Origin of the sequence: Pseudanabaena sp. SR411 (genome assembly GCF_002251945.1) — a bacterium.
Classification (GTDB): Bacteria; Cyanobacteriota; Cyanobacteriia; order Pseudanabaenales; family Pseudanabaenaceae; genus Pseudanabaena.
The window spans coordinates 1-21,832 of sequence record NZ_NDHW01000111.1; the positions used below are offsets into that span (position 1 = coordinate 1).

The 21,832-nt window shown below is 42.4% G+C and carries 15 protein-coding genes; 10 read left to right on the plus strand and 5 right to left on the minus strand.

Going from position 1 to position 21,832, the window contains the following annotated elements; all coding sequences use genetic code 11:
• Positions 1-232: 232 nt before the first annotated feature.
• A complete protein-coding gene (locus B9G53_RS11290) occupies positions 233-1,762 on the minus strand; it encodes a leucyl aminopeptidase (protein WP_094532219.1) in 1,530 nt (509 codons plus the stop codon).
• A gap of 456 nt (positions 1,763-2,218) precedes the next feature.
• On the opposite strand from B9G53_RS11290, the gene B9G53_RS11295 reads away from it, so the two are divergent.
• The 9 genes from B9G53_RS11295 (at position 2,219) to larC (B9G53_RS11335) (ending at position 11,578) form a co-directional block, all read left to right on the plus strand.
• Positions 2,219-3,937 (plus strand): TolC family protein, encoded by a 1,719-nt coding sequence (locus B9G53_RS11295; protein WP_094532221.1) that lies wholly within the window; start codon positions 2,219-2,221, stop codon positions 3,935-3,937.
• Positions 3,938-4,071: 134 nt separating this feature from the next.
• The gene (locus B9G53_RS11300) at positions 4,072-4,374 is read left to right on the plus strand and encodes a hypothetical protein (RefSeq protein WP_141211764.1); all 303 of its coding nucleotides are present in this window, start codon (positions 4,072-4,074) and stop codon (positions 4,372-4,374) included.
• A 297-nt stretch (positions 4,375-4,671) separates the two neighbouring features.
• Complete coding sequence (locus tag B9G53_RS11305) at positions 4,672-5,715, plus strand: hypothetical protein (protein WP_094532225.1); 1,044 nt, start codon at positions 4,672-4,674, stop codon at positions 5,713-5,715.
• 159 nt (positions 5,716-5,874) lie between these two features.
• Complete coding sequence (locus B9G53_RS11310; protein WP_176453182.1) at positions 5,875-6,558, plus strand: tetratricopeptide repeat protein; 684 nt, start codon at positions 5,875-5,877, stop codon at positions 6,556-6,558.
• 219 nt (positions 6,559-6,777) lie between these two features.
• Complete coding sequence (locus B9G53_RS11315; protein ID WP_094532229.1) at positions 6,778-7,896, plus strand: J domain-containing protein; 1,119 nt, start codon at positions 6,778-6,780, stop codon at positions 7,894-7,896.
• Positions 7,897-7,944: 48 nt separating this feature from the next.
• Positions 7,945-8,886, plus strand: coding sequence for a tRNA epoxyqueuosine(34) reductase QueG (gene queG, locus B9G53_RS11320; protein ID WP_094532232.1), 942 nt, complete (start codon positions 7,945-7,947; stop codon positions 8,884-8,886).
• A gap of 75 nt (positions 8,887-8,961) precedes the next feature.
• Positions 8,962-10,059 (plus strand): pentapeptide repeat-containing protein, encoded by a 1,098-nt coding sequence (locus B9G53_RS11325; RefSeq protein ID WP_094532234.1) that lies wholly within the window; start codon positions 8,962-8,964, stop codon positions 10,057-10,059.
• A gap of 152 nt (positions 10,060-10,211) precedes the next feature.
• Complete coding sequence (gene larC, locus B9G53_RS11330) at positions 10,212-11,081, plus strand: nickel pincer cofactor biosynthesis protein LarC (RefSeq protein WP_094532236.1); 870 nt, start codon at positions 10,212-10,214, stop codon at positions 11,079-11,081.
• A 53-nt stretch (positions 11,082-11,134) separates the two neighbouring features.
• Positions 11,135-11,578, plus strand: a complete 444-nt coding sequence (larC, locus tag B9G53_RS11335; protein WP_303396074.1) for a nickel insertion protein — start codon at positions 11,135-11,137, stop codon at positions 11,576-11,578.
• A 31-nt stretch (positions 11,579-11,609) separates the two neighbouring features.
• On the opposite strand, the gene gvpJ is transcribed toward larC (B9G53_RS11335), so the two are convergent.
• The 4 genes from gvpJ to B9G53_RS11355 all read right to left on the minus strand — a co-directional run bounded on the left by gvpJ (position 11,610) and on the right by B9G53_RS11355 (position 17,224).
• Complete coding sequence (gene gvpJ, locus B9G53_RS11340) at positions 11,610-12,065, minus strand: gas vesicle protein GvpJ (RefSeq protein WP_094532240.1); 456 nt, start codon at positions 12,063-12,065, stop codon at positions 11,610-11,612.
• 174 nt (positions 12,066-12,239) lie between these two features.
• The gene (locus B9G53_RS11345) at positions 12,240-12,857 is read right to left on the minus strand and encodes an ABC transporter ATP-binding protein (protein ID WP_094532242.1); all 618 of its coding nucleotides are present in this window, start codon (positions 12,855-12,857) and stop codon (positions 12,240-12,242) included.
• A 156-nt stretch (positions 12,858-13,013) separates the two neighbouring features.
• Positions 13,014-15,491, minus strand: a complete 2,478-nt coding sequence (locus B9G53_RS11350) for a response regulator (protein WP_094532244.1) — start codon at positions 15,489-15,491, stop codon at positions 13,014-13,016.
• Positions 15,492-15,754: 263 nt separating this feature from the next.
• Complete coding sequence (locus B9G53_RS11355) at positions 15,755-17,224, minus strand: TldD/PmbA family protein (protein ID WP_094532246.1); 1,470 nt, start codon at positions 17,222-17,224, stop codon at positions 15,755-15,757.
• Positions 17,225-17,556: 332 nt separating this feature from the next.
• Between B9G53_RS11355 and B9G53_RS11360 the strand changes: the two genes are divergently transcribed.
• The gene (locus tag B9G53_RS11360) at positions 17,557-21,801 is read left to right on the plus strand and encodes a PAS domain S-box protein (protein WP_094532248.1); all 4,245 of its coding nucleotides are present in this window, start codon (positions 17,557-17,559) and stop codon (positions 21,799-21,801) included.
• Positions 21,802-21,832: the final 31 nt, after the last annotated feature.

Sequence of the window (21,832 nt, forward strand, 5' to 3'; positions counted from 1 at the left end):
CCCTGCCACGATCCCTAGATGGTCTAGATTCGATACTTTCATCTCTGTATTAATATTTACCTCCTCTTTTTTGATTTTCGATGATTTTGATTTTCGGTAATTATTTTACCCTTCCATTACGAGCGGAATGTAGGTTATATTGCTATAAAAAGGCAGGGAGTCAAAAAACCGATTTCGGTGCTGGAAACACCAAAATCGGTTTCATAATGAGAATTGCTGTCCTGAACTCAAGTTAATTAAGGATTAGATTCACTAAGGTTCGCACCGCAAAACCAGTACCTCCAGCATTGTTGTAACCCGACTCACGCTCAGTCCAGACTGGACCCGCCACATCAAGGTGCGCCCATGCCGTTGTTTTTTCCACAAATTGCTTCAGGAATAAAGCCCCTGTAATTGCACCACCAGCACGCGAACCTGTATTTTTAAAATCAGCAACCACTGACTTCAACTGATCAAAATAGGGTTCTTCAAGAGGCATACGCCAGAATTTCTCGCCAGCATCTTTTGCCGCTTTGGCGATCGCCTCAGCCCAAGCATCATCAATCGACCACATCCCTGCAATATCTTCGCCTAGAGCAACTACACAAGCACCAGTCAGGGTCGCCAGATCAACGATCGCATCCACACCCAATTTATCGGCATAGACCAGAGCATCCGCAAGGGTCAAACGACCTTCGGCATCAGTATTATTCACCTCAATAGTTTTGCCATTGGAAGCAGTAAGGATATCCCCCGGACGCATCGCACTACCATTGACCATATTTTCGCAAGTAGCCACGATGAAATGCACCTCGATATCAGTGGGTTGGAGTTTAGCGATCACCTTAGCTGCTCCGAGCGCGGCTGCCGAGCCGCCCATATCAGTTTTCATTAGTTCGATGCTACTACCCACACCCGTTTTCAGATTCAGACCACCAGAGTCAAAGGTTAAGCCCTTGCCGACGATCGCCAATTTGCGTTTAGGTGCGCCGTTGCTGTAGGTGAGGTGAATGAACTTCGGTGGAATATCAGAGGCTCTGGCCACACTGAGGAATGCACCCATGCCCAGAGCTTCGCAATCGGCTTGTTCAAGAATCTTGACAGTGAAATAATCTGACTCATTAGCGATCTCGATCGCAGTTTCCGCAAGCGTAATCGGGGTCACAATATTTGCAGGCGCTGATACTAATTCTCTTGCCAAAATCACACCATCGACAATCTGCTGCGCCTTAGCGATCGCAGGGCTTGCTAATTCAGGATCAGTTTCTAAAATCTCAACTTGATCGAGGAACTGGGGGTTAGCATTTTTGGATTTAAACCGTTTGTCTTGATGCGCTGCAAGTAACACACCTTCTGCGATCGCTTGAGCCGTTAAACTCACATCTTGGTTATAGACAGGAAAAGCTAGAGCTAATTTTTTTACCTTCTCCTTATTGGCAAATTTCACGGCAGTTGCCGCAGCTTTACGCCAGATATCTGGATTAGCTTTAGCTGGATCACCCAATCCGATCAAAATCACCTTACGGATGGCATAGTCAATACCCACTCGCCCACTGACCGAAGCCCCAATTTCTCCCGTAAATTCTGACTCAGTAATCAAATCCGTTAAGGTACAAGCTAAAACCTGAATATCCAAGTTTTTTAATGGTTGAGATAGTTGTAAAGCTTTTTTTGCTGAGTTGTCAGCTTGCTCATTACTAGCTTGTGGACTAGCAAAAACAGCGATCGCAAGGGCATCACCATGCCAAGTTTGCGGAGCGGTTACTGATGGGAGAATATTCATTTTAGATACAGTCTGTAAAATTTGTCGCGACGTTATACCTAATATTAAAGCTTAGAAAGCAGAAGGGGCGTGAATTACTGTTTTCCTATCAAAGCAGTTTTGGTATGTGCTGCTTATACCGCACTATAGTAAGACTTGAGTTAGCTAGGACAAACCAAAACCCCAAAGAGTAATGGCGGCGCTTCGCGCCGCCATTACTCTTTGGGGTTTAACAATAGCCTTGCTATACAAGCCCAAACATCATTTTTTGCAATCAAATTTTGTAATCAAAATCTAGAGACTTTTGTGGGTAATATCTCTAAATTTCTAGGTTTATACTACAATCTGTTATGCAAACATACAGATACAAACATCTTTACCCGATAGCATGATGATTGTGATGTAGGAGCTATCAGAAGATGCTTTGACTAAGGTATGTTGGTTGCTATTTTAATGCGAGGAGTGACGGACTGAATTATGCGAATTTCTTCCAGTTGGTTGACGCTTGGTGCGAGTTTATCGCTTCTGATTCCAGCTTGGACAGCCAATGCTCAAGAATTTACCATGCCCATGACACCTTATACAAAGGTCGTCCTAGAGCCTGATGCTACAATCACACACACTTCATTGATCGCTTCAGAAGTGAAGATCCCAGCAAAAGTGGATAGCCTGAAAATTAATACGGCAAATACTGGATTAGTCAGTAATCAGCAACCGATCCTCCAAGATATCCAGTTAATGATCGCGGCTTTACCCAAAGTCGCACCTCCAGACGAGTCAAAATTACCTGCTTCAGAGTCAACTATCCTGCAAGATAGCCTGCGATCGCAACCTGAAAAAGTCAGTTCTTCGACCGAACCTGCCAGAGTGATTCCTAGCGCTGCCGCGTCTAATTCAGGGCAACTCGATCCTGCACAGACACTAGTTGTACCTACTACCCCTAGTCAAGTCAAGCTAGACAGCACCAAACCTGTCTCCCTCACCGAACTTCTGGACTTAGTTGAAAAGACTAATTCTGATGCAATTCGAGCCAGAATTGCAATTGATCGCGCTCGTGCAGTCTTACAAGAAGCCGAAACCTTGCGATCACCCACGGTTTCAGGCTCAGTGCAATACAGTTATAGCGATTCAGCCCAAGCGCGTCTAAATAGTATTAACAACAATACGCCACTAGGTAAAACCACTAGTAATCCACTCACTGGCACTATCGGAGTTGACTACAATATTTTTGATTCAGGGGCTAAGGATGCGGCCATTCGGATCGCAGAAAACAACTTACGCATCGCTGAAGCAGATCTCAGTCGGATCAGACAAAATATTCGCCTCAGTATTGTTACAGGCTATTACAACTTGCAAAATACCGATGAAACCATTCGGATTCAACGCAAAGCTGTTGAAAATGCTGAAAGAAGCTTAAAAGATACCAAAGCTAGAGAAAGAGCAGGTGTTGGCACAAAATTTGATGTATTGCAATCTGAAGTGCAACTTGCTAATGCTAAGCAAGATTTACTCAATGCCGAAGCGGCTCAGTTGGTAGCCAGACGCGAGTTATCTCGTCAACTAAATTACCCTGCGATCGTTGAGATTACGGCTGCCGATAAAATTGCACCTGTACCTGAATGGAAGTTACCAATAGAAGAAACAATCTTACTAGCAGTAAGGAACCGTGCTGAGCTAGATATTCGCAAATTAGAGCGTGAAGTAGCCCGTGATCGCGCTAATAGCTCCCTAGCACAATTAGGACCTCAAGTTAATGTATTTGGGAACTTTAATACTGCTGCTGAATTTACCAGTGGTAGTGGTGTAGGCGTTGGTTACCAAATAGGAGCAAGCCTAAATTGGAATCTCTATGATGGAGGTAAAGCCGCCGCGCAAGTAAATCAATTTAAAGCCGATCAAGCTATTGCCGAAACTCGTTTTGAGCAAGATGCTCGCCAAGCTCGTTATGACGTAGAAGAGTCATACATCAATCAGCGATCGCGCCTTCAACAAATTGACACAGCAACTAAAGCTGTCCAACAAGCAGAAGAAGCCTTACGTTTAGCTCGTCTCCGCCTTGACGCAGGAGTCGGCACACAACTTGAGGTAATTACTGCCGAGGCAGCACTCACTACTGCTGATGTCAACCGCGTACAAGCAATCATTGGCTACAACCAGTCTCGCGCTAACCTTGAACGAGCCATTAGTGGTTTATAAAAAGAGATTTTTGAAAAGTGTTGCTTTGCAACACTTTTCAAAAATCTCTTGGTTTGAGAGCGATGCACTGTAAGATTTCTATTATTAGAATTGCTATTATTTGGTGTAAAGCTCCAAAGCTAGAGCTTAATTTTATGATGACGGTAACAGATGCGGTTATTTATACTTGTCTCTTCACGATTGTGTTGATTACCTTTAGTCTCCAATCAAGCATTAAGCAACTTGAGAAAAAGATAAAACGAATGGATCTTTCTTTAAGCTTGCTATTAAATCGCATGGAAATTGAAGTTCCTTCTCAACTCTCGGATCGAGTCAAGCAAGTGGCTCTTGATCCCTATAGAAAGCTAGAAGCCATCAAGCTCTACCGAGAAGAAACGGGAACAGGGCTTAGAGAAGCTAAAGAAGCAATAGAAGAGTTTATTGAGCATAATCAATAACCTGCAAAGTAAAAGATGAGAGACGACGCTCAGTGTCGTCCCTCATCTTTTGTTTTTTTGAACTGCTATACGAAACCCTAAAAGAGCAATGGCGGCGCTTCGCGCCGCCATTGCTCTTTTGGGGTTTCGTATCCTAAGCAAAACTTGCATTGCTATACATATCACGATCTTTTTTAAGCATGTTAAAAAAATACATGGGTTTGGGTAACATCATGCTTGTTACAAAACAGGGCAGCCATACTCAAAAAGTTGCCAAAGACGATGGGACCTAGTTAAGGTCTAAGATGAGGATAAATCATGAAAGCAGTGCGATTAAATCTTGAAGATAGACAGGCTTGGCAGAAATTGCAGCATGTTCTGACGAGTCTTGCTTCCGATTATATGGATCTAGTGGCTGCTGAGCAAACAGAATTTAAGTTTGAGCAGCAAGTTCTATCCATTGCTTTTACCCTGATAGCTTCTGATATCGATCGCGATCGCCTAAACGAATTTACACAAAATATTGATCGATATTTCAATCGCCTACAATTAATTGGGGTGCGGCGCATTGAATGGGAATTTTATGTAATAGGGGAAGCAGTACCATTTTTAACACAAGGACGCGACATTCGATTGATCGCTGCACCTGCACCTTTACCGCAAAATGCCCTTGCGCGTAATGATGCTAGAAAAACACCTGTACGGAATGTGCAAGCAAGTTCTCTAGCTAAAGGCAAATCGAAAGTTGGTAATATTGTACGCCGTTTTCGTGGCTGGTTAGCTGATCCCAAAACGCTCCAAGCAGCACGCACAGCCAGCCGTATTACAATTCGCGATCCTAGAGGTGCATTGGATGCAGTGCGAATTAATGCGATCACTAAGTTTAATGACACGATTCAATGGGTTGATACTTTCCCTTGGGAAACTTGGACAAAGGAAAAAACTCAGCAAATCAAACGCCGCCATCAACGAAACTTGTTTCGTGCAGTCATTGAAGATATCCTGATTTTGGGAGTAATGCTGATTGCTCTATATTGGTTGACCGAAGCTTTATCAGGTCCAAGCATTAATCTTGCACTCATGCCCAATCGTCATCACGACACCAACATAACCGATGTCCAGTATCGTTGTGGCAATCCTGCTGTGTCTCTGAAAAATTATATTTGTTTAGGGAAGGGGATGCGTTACGACCAAGTAGCAAGTATCTTGGGCAGTGAAGGTAAACCCTTGGGGATCGACCATAATTTTGGCGATCGCGCTGTGGTAGTTAGCTGGGCAGGTTCAGACTTGAGCATGAATGTCACCTTTGTAGACGACAAACTAGTTTCAAGGGCCTATCGTCAACTGACCGCAAGCAAATAAAATACAAAAGGTTCGCTCTGTCAGCCTTTTACATAATTAACATAAAATACAAAAAAGCTCGCAATGCGAGTTTTTTTTGTAACCAACAGGAAATTTGCCTTGAAACGATCGCTAAAAATATTGGGTTGTTTGAATTTGTGCTTAATACTCACAAGCATCATGTCAGGATTACCTGCGATCGCTGCCAATCCTAAAACAAATTTATCGCAGTCTCCCAAATTAAACCCAACCGATAAACGCGCCGCCGATGAGTATCGTCAGATGGGGCTTGCCTATCGTCAGCAAGAACGATTTGATGAGGCGATCGCCGCTTTGCAAAAGTCAGTCACCCTCGATCCTCAAAATCTTGATGGCAGGATCATCCTCGGCTGGACACAGCATCTCGCTAAAAAAGATGAGGCAGCCGCCACATCACTTTGGGAAGCAATTTATTTGTCGCCAACATCACTACAAGCTTTTAATGCGATCGGCATCGTTTACTTAGTGCGTGGCGATTTACCTCAATCTGTGGTTCTGCATAGCTGGGCGGCGATCTTGAAAGCCGACAACGAAATCGCCCATTACAATCTCAGTCTGGCTTATCAACGCTTAAACCAATATGATCTGGCGATCGCCTATGCTCAAAAAGCGATCGAACTTGAACCCAATAATCCCCATCCTTTTGTGGCTAGGGCGATCGCGCAATGGACATCAGGTGATCAGCCCAGTGCCAAAAAAACTTTTCGCGATGCGATCGCTGTTGATCCTCGATATCGTAATCCTGAATTTTTAAACTTTCTTAACGAAGCAGGATTTAGCAGCGATCAAATTCAAACAGCCAAACAAGTTTTATCAAGCTTATAGTTATCCTAAAAGTTAGACAGATCAATGCTTTTCGTGGATCTAGTTGCATTTAAGAACCGAATCTAATTTCTGAATTTTCACTGTCTTATCTGTAGAAAATATGTGATTATTGGGATCGTACTTGTACTAGTGGTGGGTAAGCTATTATTACTTATCTAGTTTAGAATCTTTTAAAATCTGAAAGATATTATTTGGGTAGCGCAACGCAGAGGATAGATAGTGGAAAACCCAAAAACATTTCGTATAGATCGTGGCATCGGTCAATATGACTTTAATGATTACTATGCTGTGTTGGGTCTACCGATAACAGCCGAATCTTCCCTTGTGCGTAGACGATATCTTTTAATCGCCAAATGCTTGCATCCTGATATTCACGGGCGATCGCATTCCGAGAAGCAAGTAGCTACTCAATACCTATCCAAGTTAGTTAATCCTGCCTACAATGTACTGTCCCAAGAACGAGAGCGGACAGAATATTCAGCAATTCTCAAACTGCTGGGCAAACGCTTAATGAAACGTAATCAAAAATTTTCACCACAGTCAGACATTGCCAAAAAGTATTTGATTTCTTCACAGGATGTCAATTATGAGCAAACAATTAATGAAATAGCCAAAGTTCAGTATCAAGATCTAGACCGAGCCTTAGAACACATTGGCTTATTAAGTGAACTGAATTTAGTGCATATTCTGCTGCAAGAGGGTTACAGACACGCCCCAAGTACACCGAATGTAAGTTCTTCCTATACGACTCCTGCGAAGTCTACCAGTGATGATAACACCACCATTCAAACTGGCACTACGGGAATTACAGGGGTTAATAGAACAAGTTCAGCTTATCCCAATAGTGCTGGCAGCAGTTATCAAATGCGGAGTGAGTCTCAAGCACCATTGCGTAATGCCAACACGGGTAATACTACGGCTAATAATTCCGCAAAAAATACTTATCAAGCTAGTAATGCCAGCCAAGCTAGCAGCACAAATAATGCTGCTAATGGTTCACTTAATCAATATATTCGCCAAGCTGAAAGCTACATCAATCAAAAATTATGGGCTTCGGCTTTGAAGGAACTGCGTAGTGCGATCCAAATTGATTGCAACAATAGTAAATGCCATGCTTTGTTGGGATTTGTCTATATGAATCAAAAATTATCAGGCATGGCGAAAGTGAGTTTTCAGCAAGCGTTAAAACTGAATCCTGATGAACCTATAGCCAAGCAGTATATTGACCAAGTAAGTGGTACAAATTCTGGCGGTACTGGTACTAATGGAGCGAAACCAGATCCGAAAGCCAAGAATGATAAGAAAGGTGGATTTTTTGGCTGGTTAGGTGGTGGTTAGCTGCAAACATTATAGGCAGGGCGAAGCTCTGCCTATAATGTTTGCATTATGGAAAATTTATCGCAGGCAGCAATTAAATTAGCGATCCAACAAAAAGCGATCGCCCTTGGTTTTAGTAAAGTTGGAATAGCCAAGGCGGAGTCTGGGATTGAGGCGGAACGCTTGCAGCAATGGCTAGAACTAGGATATCAAGCGGATATGGATTGGATGACCAATCCTAAGCGTCAGGATATTACGCAGGTGATGACGGGGGTAAAGTCAGTAATTTGTGTAGCGCTAAATTACTACACACCTCACCAGCATTCAATCGATCGCACCGTTGGTAAGATTTCCCGCTATGGTTGGGGACGAGACTACCACAAGGTTTTAACCAAGAAGCTCAAAGCTTTGGTAACTTGGTTAAATACTCAAGGGGAGAATATTCAAACTCGTTATTATGTGGATACTGGCCCAATCGCGGAAAAAGCCTTTGCTCAGAGAGCGGGGATCGGTTGGATTGGCAAGCATAGCAATGTGATTACGCGGGACTATGGTTCTTGGTTATTTTTGGGAGAAGTGTTAACTAACCTAGAATTAGAACCTGATCACCCACACACCGATCATTGCGGTACTTGTACGCGCTGCATTGATGCTTGTCCAACAGGGGCGATCGCACAGCCCTTTGTGGTCGATGCCAATCGCTGTATTGCTTTTCATACGATTGAAAATAAAGCCGCACAAATTCCCGAAGCGATCGCCACTAATTTACAAAACTGGGTGGCCGGCTGTGACATTTGCCAAGATGTTTGCCCTTGGAATCAGCGTTTTGCCCAAGAAACTCTTGAGTCAGATTTTCAGCCTTTTCCCCACAATGTTGATCCCCGATTGGAAGATCTAGCAAACATGACGGAAGAGGAATGGGATCAAAATTTTACAGGTTCAGCTTTGAGAAGGATTAAACACGATCGCTGGCAACGCAATGCCAAAACTGCGATCGACTCAGCCATTTAGCTTGTGTAGATTTATTTAATAAAACAGCTTAAATTAGAAGCATCTCCAAACATCAATTTGAGTAATTAAATCATCTTGGCTGATCTAAAGATTGTTCGACATATTAAAGACGGTGCTGAGCGTTGGAATACTTGGCGCGAAAAAACTCAGCCTGATGAGATCGATCTGCAAAAAGCGGACTTATCTGGGTTGAAGCTGGTCGGTGCAAATCTGTCACAAGCAAACTTAAGTAAAGCCAACTTTAGTAAGGCTGATTTAACTCAAGCGGATCTATCGGGTGCAAATTTAAGTGAAACTGCCTTTGTAAATACCAATTTGAAGGGAGCCAATTTAAGTGGCGCAATTTTGCATCAGGTCAATTTTGGGCAAGCAAATCTTCAAGATGTTAATCTCACTGGTACGGATCTGCGATCGCTAGAACTGAGAGGTATAAATCTTGGAGTTGCTAATCTCAGTGGTGCGGACTTACGCGGCGTTAATCTCAGTGGCGAAAGTTTCAAAAAAGCAAATCTCAGTGGTGCAAATTTCAGTGGTGCAAATCTTCAAAATACTGATTTTAGTAGTGCAAACTTAAGTAATGTGAACTTCAGTAAGGCAACGCTAAATCGAGCCAAATTGAGAGGAGCATTATTAACCCGTGCAAATTTATGCGGAGCATCCCTTGATTTTGCCGATATCAGTATGGCGGGATGTCTGATGGCAAATTTTAGTGAGGCAATTTTAAATAATGCAATTTTGAACAACGCAAACTTAGGCGGCGCGATTTTAAGTGGAGCGCAACTAGTTGGAGCATCTCTATGTAATACATTTTTGAATGATGCTTCTCTGAGCATGGCTAATTTTACCAAAGCTAATCTCAGTGATGCTGATTTAAGTCAAACCTATATGTATAGGGCTATTTTGTCACAGACAACTTGTATCGAAACGAAATTTCGTCATGCAGAAATGCAGGAAGTGGATCTGAGTATGGCAATTCTTAAAAAAGCAAATTTTGCGATCGCGAACCTTCAAAATGCATACTTTGGTGGTGCAGATTTGAGTGGTGCGGTCTTAATTGGAACTAATTTAGAAAGTGCAAATCTGGCTAATGCTAATTTAACTGATGTAGTTATTGAAAGCACTATTTGGACAGGCGCAAATCTTCAAGGAGTAATAGGCTTTTCTCAGAAATAATGCTGCTAGATTAGAGGCAGCGCAAAGCGCTTGCTGTTTACATAAAACCCAAAAAGCTTGAGGAAGCGCTTTGCGCCTCCTCAAGCTTTTTGGGTTTTGAAATGCTAGGATTCAGTGACAAGTCATTGTTTATAAATTCTATAGGGATCAGCATGGGAAGCGTTGCATATTTGGATTGCCCAACAGGAATCGCGGGTGATATGTGCTTAGGTGCGTTGGTGAGTGCGGGTGTACCGTTAGAGTATTTACAAGATATTGTATATAAATTAGGACTTGATCGCGAAGTTAAGTTATGGACAGAATCTGTTCATCGAGGTGGTATCGAAGCTACAAAAATGCATGTCGAATTACTCAACTATAGTGGCGTTGAGCCACCCATTGTCGAGCCTAAACAAGCTCATTTTCATGCTGATCATATTCATTCCCATAGCCATGAAGCACATAGTCATGATTCTCATCAAGAGCATTCCCATCCAGTGAATTCTCATCCAGTGCATCGCCACTTACCTGATATTGAGAAGATTATCCGTAATGCTAAATTACCCAAACAGGTTGAGACTTGGAGTTTAGCAACATTTAAAGAACTCGCGATCGCGGAAGGAGCAGTACATGGTATTGCGCCTGAAGCGGTACATTTTCATGAAGTGGGGGCAATCGATGCGATCATCGATATTGTCTGTACCTGTGCAGGATTTGCATGGTTAGAAGTTGAAAAAATCTATTGCTCAGCTTTGCCTGCGGGTGGTGGCTATGTAAATTGCGATCATGGCAAAATGCCAGTCCCAGCACCTGCTACGCTCAAATTATGGGAAATGCATGGGGTAACGACTTTTGACAATGGTATTCGTAAGGAATTAGTCACACCTACAGGGGCAGCGATTGCTGTAACTCTCAGTGAAAAATTTGGCGAAGTTCCCTTAATGAAAATCAAAAAAGTGGGACTGGGTGCAGGTACACAGGATTTAGAAATTCCTAATGCTCTAAGGTTATGGGTTGGTAAAAGCAAGAAAAAAAAAGAGTAAATCTTGAAAAGATTTACTCCCTTGGGAGTGAATCTTTTCAAACAGTCGAAACGATCGCTGTTTTAGAAACTCAAGTCGATGATATGACTGCTCAGGCGATCGCCTATACGATGGAAGAATTATTAAAAAATGGCGCGTTAGATGTTTATACCCAAGCGATCAGCATGAAAAAATCTCGCACTGGCACATTAATTACGGTTATTTGCCCCTGCGATCGCCAAACCATTTGTGAGCAAATTCTGTTTCAGGAAACGAGTACTCTCGGCATTAGGTATCGATTACAGGAGCGTAAAATTCTCTATCGGGAAATTCATGAAGTCGAAACAGAATATGGTAAGGCGAGAGTCAAAATTGCATGGCGCGATGGATTCTGTACGATTCAGCCAGAATATGAGGACTGTGCGAAGTTGGCGCGATCGCATAATATTCCATTAATTCGAGTTCAAGAAGTAGTTAAACTAGCAGGAGCATTGATTAATCGTAGGGGCAATTCATGAATTGCCCCTACGATTAATCAATGCAATGACGTTAGTGAGATGCAGATTTATCGCCTGAAGTCAGTAATAATTTCAACTTGAGATCGATTAAGTTAATATCAGCCAAACCTATTTGCACATCACCTTCTAAAACGATTCCTGTACTAATTAAGCGATCAAGTAATTCCAAAATTGATGATTCACTTGAGGATTTGTCGGGATAATATGCGCCTCGTCTAGGTAGCAGTTTGCCAAATTCTCCCAAATCAAGATTTAGGTCTTCAGGATCAATATCGAGAACTTCGCAAAGATTAAAAATCTGCTGTTCTAAAGCTTGTAAACTATCGGCAGCTTTCTCGATTTCCGATTCAGTTAACTTTTCAGCATCCATCCGTCGAATTACTTGGGCTTCCATTAACTGACGCAACAATTCCACCAATGTGAGAATTAGTGGCGCTAGTCCAGATTTTTTTGGCTTGACAATTAAACTGTCATTACTATCAGTCATTTAAGAATTCCACAGGCTTCTTAGCGTAGTTTATCCTAAAAAACAAAATGGCGTAGCCATTTTGTTTTTTAAAACCTTTACTGGGTTTAGTTTTTAATTCCCAAAAGTGTCGTCACACTTTTGGGAATTGTTACTAGAGCAGGTTGCGACGCGAAGCGTCGCAACCTGCTCTTCTTATATCTTGCCATGGGAAATAGTCCAAGTTTGATCCGCCATTGAGTCAAGCTCTTCAGGATCATGGGTGACAACGAGAATTGTCCAATTTTTTTTAAGTTCTTGCAGAATGCCAAGGATTTGCTTACGCATTGACCAGTCTAAGCCTGCGGTAGGCTCATCAAGCAATAACAAACTAGGTTGACGAATTAACTGCACCGCAAGTGCTAATCGTCTCTGCTGACCACCACTTAGAGACTGTGGCGAGGTACTGGGACTGAGATGGCTTAAGCCGACAGAACTTAATGCTCCCTGTATGCGATCGCCATCCAGATCAATATGCCCTAGTCTTAATTCTTCTAAAATTGTACTTCCACAAAAATGACGCTCAGGAAACTGAAATACTAACCCACATATTTGCTGCAAGTGGTCAGGCATTAATTCTTGAGAGTGCCAGTAAATGCTGCCACTAGTCCAATCAACAAATCCTGCCAAAATCTCCAGTAAGGTACTTTTGCCAGAACCACTGGGTCCCACCATCAAGCCCAATTGCCGATCCTGCAACTCAAAAGATATATTTTGGAGAATTGCTTCAGGGGTAGCAGGTGGGTGATAGCAAAGATTGCGGATAGAAAGCATAAAAAATATGAAGGTTAGAATGGCTTAGCCATTCTAACCTTCATTCTTAAAAAGAAGAAATGGCAGCGCTTTGGGCTACCACTTTTTCAAATGCTAAGGACTTCGCAGTAAAATTATGAACCTTTTGTGGCGCAGCAAAGCCGCGCCACAAAAGGTTCATAATTTTGCAAGTTCTTGACAAGCAATTTGATATTGCTGCTCAATTTGGGTGAAGAGTTCGGGCAAGCCTTCGGGATCTTCACGTTTACCCTTTAGCTCAACTTCGAGACAGAGCTTACCCAGAGCCTTAGCCCCCAAAATATTGCTACTTCCTTTCAAGGTGTGTGCGTTATAGCTCACCTCTTGCAGATCGTTATTGGCGATCGCCTGTCGCAGGTTTTTTAATAGGACAGGTGCTTCTTCGATCGTGAATAAATTGATCATGCGTCCAATCAACTTAGGATTAATTTGTTCAAGATTCTTGATTGCGGCGGGATCGATCGCTGAAAGAATATGCACTTTTTCGTTTATATCTACTGCTGCGATCGCCTCATTAATTTGCTCACCCACAGCCCATTTCTCAATTGTCCGTTGCAGCGAATCCATCATGATCGGCTTGCTGATGTAATCATCCATCCCAGCCCGCAAACACATTTCGCGATCGCCCTGCATTGCACTAGCCGTCATCGCAATAATCGTGGGGCGCTCATAACCTGTATGCAACTCATGCCAATGATTAACCAAATAAGTTGCGGTTTCTAGTCCATCCATTTCAGGCATCTGCACATCTAGCAATAACAAATCATAATGGTTGACCTGCAAGGCTTCTAGCACTGCTAAGCCATTATCGACGACATCGGGCTGATAGCCCATCTTAATCAGCATCGCCATTGCTAGTTCTTGATTAATTAAGTTGTCTTCCGCAATCAAGATTTTTAATGGCACGCGATCGCCCAACCGACTACCACTACTGACGCTCTTATTCATCGCATCTTGCAGGGTATAGCTTGGTCGTTCCTTGGCAATTTGGGTGGTGATTGTAAATGAAAAAGTCGAACCTTGATTAGTTTTGCTTTCGACTTGGATTTTACCTCCCATATTTTCCACTAAATTCTTGCAGATCACTAGTCCCAGCCCAGTACCACCGTACTTGCGGGAGGTAGCCGCCGTGGCTTGCGAAAAGGGCTGAAATAGTCGCTGTATTTGGTCAGTGGTAATGCCAATACCTGTATCAGTTACCGAAAACAGTAATTGAAAAGGTTGATCAGAGGTAGGAACTTGATCAGAGGCTAAACGTACCCCAATTCGCACTGAACCTGTATCTGTAAATTTGAGGGCATTAGAAACCAGATTCAATAGAATCTGTCGCAGTCTTGTCACATCTCCAACGATAAATGGTGGTACATGGGAATGCATACTAACTTCAAACTTCAGACTCTTTTCCTTGGCTTTCGATAACTGCACGTCATAGATATCACGCACCAAAGCTCTGACATCTAGGGCTACACTTTCTAATTCCAATTTGCCAGATTCAATTTTAGAGAAATCCAAAATATCATTGATTACCGAAAGCAGCATTTCCCCACTGACTTGGATCGTCCTTACAAATTTATCCTGTTCGGTGCTGAGATCTGTCCCTGCTAAGAGTTGGGTCATGCCGATCACCCCATTGATCGGTGTCCGAATTTCATGGCTCATCATCGCCAGAAAAGCTGCCTTAGTGCGAACTGCTTCTTCAGCCTCATCTTTGGCTTTACGCAGATCTTCCATTAATTGCATCTGTCGCAGATTTGCTTGTTTTTTGGCGGTGATATCACGAAAGCACCAAATCAAGCCAAAGAATTTATTTTGCTCTGAACTGACAGGACTAGTGTAGTAATCAAATATGCGATCGCCATAAATAATTTCGCCATGTCTGGCTACGTCAGGATCATCGTAAGTGGTCTCTACTAAATTTATCAGTACTTCAGGAAGATCGGATTTAATAAAAAATGTCCCCAATGGTGATCCATTGTGAAACTCATGCTCAAGCCCATCACCAATAAATAAGTCATGGGGAATGTTCCACATTTCGCAAAACCGACGGTTAAAACTAACAATCCGTCCTTGTTCATCGACAGCCAGAATTCCATCGATCGCCGCCTCTTTTTGAGCATGGAGCAGCAGGTTAGTCCGTTGGAGATCCTTGAGCATCCCAATTCTGTCAAAGACAGCCTGCGAGAGTTCATGGTTCTTTTGAGCTAGGTGCATTTGCAGATGCCGCAATGTCAAATGTAAATGCACACGCGCAAATAGTTCGGCAAGCTGAGACAGTTTGACAACGATAAAATCTGCACCACCAATTTCAAAAGCTTGGAGCTTTGCTTCGATATCATCATGGATGCTCGTAAAAATGATCGGAATATTTTCGGTGATCGTATCGGCTTTGAGAATACGACAGACTTCATAGCCACTTATTTGGGGCAAAAATATATTCAATAGGATTAAGTCTGGCGGATGGGATTGCACATATAGCAAAGCATCACTGCTATCTCCAGCCGTTTTGACGATATAGCCACGCTTTTTCAGAGCCGATGCTAGCTCATGGCGAATATCTGGATCATCGTCAACCACAAGTATCGTTGATTGAGAAACATCGATCGCATTTGCTTGCACGACTTGATCACCTTTTGATCACTTTAAGTAGAAAGCTTACAGTGCTTTGCGCTGAAGTAAAACCCAGATTTTTATAAAAAGTCCCACTTTATCCTAAATCAAGAAATGGCGTAGCCATTTCTTGATTTAAAAACCCTTACTGAATTTGGTTTTTAATTCAAGAAAGTGTGTCAACACTCTTGTGAATTGGTATTAGGGATCTTTTATAGCGATCGCCAACCTAAAGGCAGAAAGGCGACGCTCTGCGTCACCTTTCTGCGATATTAGCGTCCCCCGACGGTAATTGCATCAACCTTAATATGAGGTTGTCCAACGGTGACATAGACACTGCCACTGACGGAGCCACAGAAACCTGCGGCAAGTTCTAGATCGCGAGAACTCATCGAGATTTCTTGCATGATTTCTTTAGCATCACCAATCAAAGTGGCTCCTTTGAGTGGTTTGGTAATTTTGCCATTTTCGATCAGGTAAGCCTCGTCAACAGCAAAGTTAAACTGACCAGTCGGCAAAACGCTACCGCCACCCATTTTTTTGCAGTAAATGCCTTTATCCACGGAGGCAAAGAGATCATCTAAAGCAAAATCACCAGCATCAATATAGGTGTTTCGCATCCGACTTGCTGCTGCATAGGCGTAGCTTTGGCGACGACCGCTACCTGTGCGCGGATGTCCTGTGCGTAACTCACCAGCGCGATCGCTGATAAAGTTTTTCAAAATTCCATTCTCAATTAAGAGGGTGCGCTGCGTGGGCATCCCCTCATCATCCATATCGATAGTTCCAAAAGCTTCTTCAGAACGACCTTCATCCCAAGCCGTGAGGTTTTTATGGGCAATTTTTTGACCTTTCATTTCTGCAAAAGGCGTTGTTTTTGCTTCGATGCCCGTAGTTTCTAGTAAATGTCCACAGGCTTCATGGAAGATCACGCCACCAAACTGGTTTGCCATGATGATGGGATAGGAACCAGATTCCACATAATCAGCATAGAGCATTTGCCCTGCGGCTTCGACGATTTCATCGACGACGGGTTCATAGTTCCAATTGCGAAGGTAGCTGGGGTCGCTCGTACCGCCAACACGCTTACCAATGGATGAACGATTTGCTCCATCCGCACAGAGTAAGTTAGAACCTATCGACTGGGTAAGCCGAATATCTCTGGCGAATGTACCATCACTAGCAGCAACTAGAACTTCTTGCCAATCACGGAAATACCCCGATCGCCTTGATTGGATATGTTTACCTTTTTTGGCTATCAGCGCATTGGCTCCAAGCAAGATATCGCCCATTTCCCGCATGGGGCTACATTGCGCGATCCATGATTCTTTATCTTTTTTAGTAGCATAGTCACGGAATAGCTCTAAATGAATAGAAGGAATGATCGAGTTTTGAGAAGGAAGTTGTAATCCTAGGATAGAAAGAGCGCGTTCGAGAGCCGATTTTAGCCCTAGAAAAGTCAAATCATTGGTGCTGACATAACAATCGGCTTTGCCCTTAAAAGCACGAATTCCTGCTCCTGTAGATAGTCGTGGCGAGATGCTCGTAATCGTGTCATCTTCTGCAAGACAGCTAATGTAATTATTCCGTTCTAAAAAAAACTCCACAAAATCTGCGCCTGCGGCTCGCCCAAGCCCCAATAGAATCGACAGTGGGGCTTCCCATGTTTCGTCAAAGCGATCGCTAACGGTTGCATATTGCAGATTTGCTAGCTCTTTGGTCTGGAGCAGGTTACTGATCATGATATTTGGCAGTTTGGTTAATTATTTCTTCTGCAAGTGTAACAAATCAATAAATGCTTACAGTGAATTCTATAAGGTAACGGCTGCACATTTTTGCAACAGAAAGATTGCTACGATAACAAATTAAAATCTTTATCATCAAGAATTTTTATTATATTTTAAGCGCTATAAACGATTGTAAAAAATCAGAGTTCAGAAGCTTTGCTATACTTAATGTTAAGCAATCATTACATATTCCCATTAGTTCTTAGCTTGCTCAGACACTTATCTTTACTGCTCTACCAGAATTTGCCATCACCATAAGCTTTGCAAACTATAAACAAACTGGAGTTATGAGTGAATTTTCATCTAGATTAGATCCTGACGGATGCTTATCACCAAAGGATGCAAAGATTAGTAGTTTAGATAACCATTTAAGTATTGAAATGGAAAAATTCAGATCAAGGATGCTGATATGCTCAGAAATTTTGCAAAGTATGCGCCAGTGCGATAATCAGTGCGATAGCGTAGAAAAAAATTTTCAAGCAATCACAACAAAGTTACTAAATTTAGTTCAGGCTGTTCATGTTTCTATTTATAAGCTCGATAAATTTGCCGATCATCATAGTGGAATAGGGATCAGCGGCAAGATTGTAGCGGAGGCGATCGCGCCATATTGCCAGCCTTGTTCGCAATTGCAGATTGAGAATATTCTCAAAGAAGAATATCAGTGGGGACAGGATACTACGGGACAAATCCTTGATCTTTATACTGCGGGGATGACTAGATGTGAGATCAACTTAGCAGAAATATTTGCAGGTAAGGCTTACTTACTTGTGCCAATTATATTGTCAGATCGCGAGCCAGCGCATCCATTATGGGGATTTTTGACGGTTTACCAATGTACAGCTTGGAGTGGGGATTCTTTTCAAAGCTCATGGGATCAAGACGATGTGCTGATGCTGCAACAAATAGCCATGCAGATCGAGATTATTTTACAACGAGAAAATCGTAGTACTCGTTTGCTAGAACAGGTAAGAGAAGCTGAGCAATCCTATGCAACCTTGTATCGGTGGATGGAGCATTATCGTTATCTCGTGGAGCAGATTCCTAATGTATGTTATGTCTCTCCGATCACGAACACTCCAGAGTTTGCCTATATCAGTCCACAATTGCAGACCCTTTTAGGTATACATCCTTCCAAATGGAATGCAGGTTTTTTTAATACTTGGGCTGAGTATGTGCATCCTGACGATCTCGATCGTGTTCATCAAGCAGTTCGCCACACTATCGAGACAGGCTCGCCTTTTTGTTGCGAATATCGGATGATTGCTAGTGATGGCAAAATTATATGGTTGCGTGATACTGCTCACCTTGGCTTGGCAACGGATGGGAAAACTCAAGTGTTACGTGGTTCTGCTTTTGATATTAGCGATCGCAAAGAAAGCGAATTAAGATTTCAAGGAATTTTTAACAACACTTTTCAATTTGTGGGCTTACTTTCTCTTGATGGTATTTTCTTAGAAGTGAACCAAACAGCCTTGGACTTTGGGGGAATTACTCACGCCGAGGTAATTGGTAAACCTATCTGGGAAACTTATTGGCTGACAATTTCTGAAGCTACACAAAATCGGATGAAGCAAGCAGTTCAGCAGGCTGCTCAAGGTGAATTTGTCCGTTATGAAATGGATATATTTGGTGCGGGTCAAACAATTACAACCATTGATTTCTCTATCCGTCCTCTCACAGATGAATCAGGTCAGGTAATTTTATTAATTCCCGAAGGTAGAGATATTAGTGAACTCAAAGTGATCGAACAAGCTTTACGCAAAAGTGAAGCAAGTCTAGCTGAAGCTCAGCGAGTTGCTTCACTTGGTAGTTGGGAATGGAATATCTTAGATGATGAAATTATTTGGTCAAGGGAGATGTTTAATATTTTCGAGTGCGACCCTGCAATACCAACTCCTAAATATGAAGAACATCTGCAATTCTTTACAATCTCATCGCAGGAAAAATTAAGACAAGCAGTTGATGAAACCATTAATACAGGAAAGTCTTATCATTTAGAGCTAGATTCCCAACGATCTGATGTTGCTTGTCGATACGTTGAAGCGATTGGTCATGCAGAATATGATGATCAGGGGCAAGTAGTTAGGCTTTATGGAACCGTCCAAGACATTAGCGATCGCAAACTTGCGGAATCTAAACTGCTTCAGAATGAAACCTTACTTAAGTTAACACTTGCCAATGCTCCCGTGGGAATCGCTACCTTTGATTTGGAAGGTAAGTTTTTGATGGTAAATCAAGGCTTCTGTAACACTTTTGGATATACCGAAGCAGAATTGCTGAATATGACAGCCCTTGAACTTACACATCCTAGCTCTGGTGAAAAAACGTTAGCAGCTTTAAATCGCTTACTCGATAATGAAGCAATTAGCGTTAAAGTCGAAAAGCAATATATTCATAAAAATGGTCATGCGATCGATGTAATTAGTCGGTTCGGATTAGTGAGGGATGAGAACGGCAAGCCAATTCAATTTGTCGCTGGGGTGGAAGATATCACTGAGCGCAATCAAACTGAAGCAAAACTAGCAGCAGCTAAGGTGGCAGAATCGGCAAACAAAGCTAAAAGCGAATTTCTCGCCGTCATGAGTCATGAACTCCGTACTCCGATGAATGCTGTGATTGGGATGACCGAGATTTTAGGCAATACTCCCCTAACGCGACAACAGCAGCAATATGTCGCGACGATCCGTCAAGGTGGAGAAGTACTCCTATCGGTAATTAATAATATCCTTGATTTTTCACGGATTGAATCAGGACATTTTGAACTCGAAGAGCATCCTTTTAAACTGCAACAATGTATTGAAGAAGTTCTAGAACTGATGTCGTCCCGCACGGCTGAGAAATTCCTAGAACTAGTCACATTTGTTAGTCTAGATGTCCCCCAACAGTTGATTGGAGACTATACACGCCTACGTCAAATCCTCGTCAATTTAGTCAGTAATGCCATTAAATTTACCGAATCTGGGGAAATTATCATTACGGTAAATTCGCAACTAATTGATCGCGAGACTAACACTTATGAATTGCGCTTTGATATACGCGATACAGGAATTGGCATTGCTCCCGAAGCGATCGCCAAACTTTTTAAAGCCTTTAGCCAAGCTGATAATTCGATTGCGCGACAATATGGCGGTACTGGCTTGGGACTAGCGATTTGCAAACAACTTTGCGAACTGATGGGCGGTGAAATTGGGGTTAGCAGCATTGTCGGTGCAGGCTCAACTTTCAGCTTCTCGATCCAAGTACGCGCCATCACTGAGGATGTAGATATCACAGATGCGATCGCCCTAGAACTAAGGGGTAAGAGGATTTTAAGCGTTAACACTAGTGCTACACTCCAGCAAGCGATCGCTCTATATGCACAACCATGGGAGATGAGCGTACAGGCTGCTTACTCAGCCACTGATGCGCTGCAATTTCTGACAACATCGAACTTTGATGCCATTTTAGTTGACCGACAACTTATAGAGTCAGATGGTTCTCAAATTGATGGTTTGGAACTTGCCAAAAATATTCAAGAGATTTTTCCTGATTTAAATTTAATTCTATTAACCCCCATAAATGTCATCCTCAATGAGGGTAACAATGTTAATTCAGTTTACTTTGGAGACTACATCACCAAACCGATATCTGTATCAAAACTCTATCAAGCTTTTTGCAATGTTTTTATCAGCAAAAAAGCTAGAACATTCCCGAATCATATAAGTCCTCAGCCTTTATATGAAAGCGATGAGATTTTAGGGGATGAGAATTTTGCTAAGTGTTATCCATTTAAGATCTTGGTTGTAGAAGATAATCCTGTCAATCAAAAAATTCTGCTATTGATGCTAGAAAACTTAGGCTATAAGGCAGAAGCTACTGAAAATGGGCAGAAAGCCATCAACGCTTTCTTAGATCGAGCCTACGATCTTATTTTTATGGATATCCAAATGCCAATTATGAATGGCTTGACTGCCAGCAAAAGTATCCGTCAGTTGCCAAGTCAGCAGCCTTGGATTATTGGGCTTTCGGCAAATGCTTTCTCAGAATCTCGTGAGTCGGCAATGAGTGCGGGGATGAATGACTATCTCACTAAGCCTTTAAAAAGTACAAGTTTAATCGCTGCTCTCCAGAGAATTCCTCAACAGCAACACCTTGTTATTGATCATAGTCAGCCTCCTATTGACCTATCAATCCTCTCAAATCTAGAAGATTCCGTAGGTACACAGAACTTAGATGAATTAATCAATGTCTACTTAGACCATTCTGCACAGGCGATCGCCACAATGAAAGAAGCTTTTCAAGATCAAGACTTTGTGACTATGGAAGCACAAAATCATGCCCTTAAGGGGGGAAGTGCTACCTTTGGAGCTACACAGCTTTTTAGTTCTTGTCAAGCCCTACAATCTATCTGCAAGATGCTGATCAAGTCCAATACTCATACTGAAGAAGATATCATCAAAATTGCTAGTCTTTTAGAGAATATAGAAGAGCAGTATAACTATGTATATCAAACATTCCAATCTAGGGGATTTAATCCACTCATGTTATAAAAAAGACCTCACAAAGCGCCCCCTTCACGAT

Coding starts and splice junctions, on each gene's coding strand:
- queG (WP_094532232.1), top strand. CDS start 7,945: ATGGAAAATTTATCGCAGGCAGCAATTAAATTAGCGATCCAACAAAAA.
- larC (WP_094532236.1), top strand. CDS start 10,212: ATGGGAAGCGTTGCATATTTGGATTGCCCAACAGGAATCGCGGGTGAT.
- gvpJ (WP_094532240.1), bottom strand. CDS start 12,065: ATGACTGATAGTAATGACAGTTTAATTGTCAAGCCAAAAAAATCTGGA.
- B9G53_RS11355 (WP_094532246.1), bottom strand. CDS start 17,224: ATGATCAGTAACCTGCTCCAGACCAAAGAGCTAGCAAATCTGCAATAT.
- B9G53_RS11345 (WP_094532242.1), bottom strand. CDS start 12,857: ATGCTTTCTATCCGCAATCTTTGCTATCACCCACCTGCTACCCCTGAA.
- B9G53_RS11310 (WP_176453182.1), top strand. CDS start 5,875: ATGTCAGGATTACCTGCGATCGCTGCCAATCCTAAAACAAATTTATCG.
- B9G53_RS11305 (WP_094532225.1), top strand. CDS start 4,672: ATGAAAGCAGTGCGATTAAATCTTGAAGATAGACAGGCTTGGCAGAAA.
- B9G53_RS11290 (WP_094532219.1), bottom strand. CDS start 1,762: ATGAATATTCTCCCATCAGTAACCGCTCCGCAAACTTGGCATGGTGAT.
- B9G53_RS11300 (WP_141211764.1), top strand. CDS start 4,072: ATGATGACGGTAACAGATGCGGTTATTTATACTTGTCTCTTCACGATT.
- B9G53_RS11360 (WP_094532248.1), top strand. CDS start 17,557: ATGAGTGAATTTTCATCTAGATTAGATCCTGACGGATGCTTATCACCA.
- B9G53_RS11295 (WP_094532221.1), top strand. CDS start 2,219: ATGCGAATTTCTTCCAGTTGGTTGACGCTTGGTGCGAGTTTATCGCTT.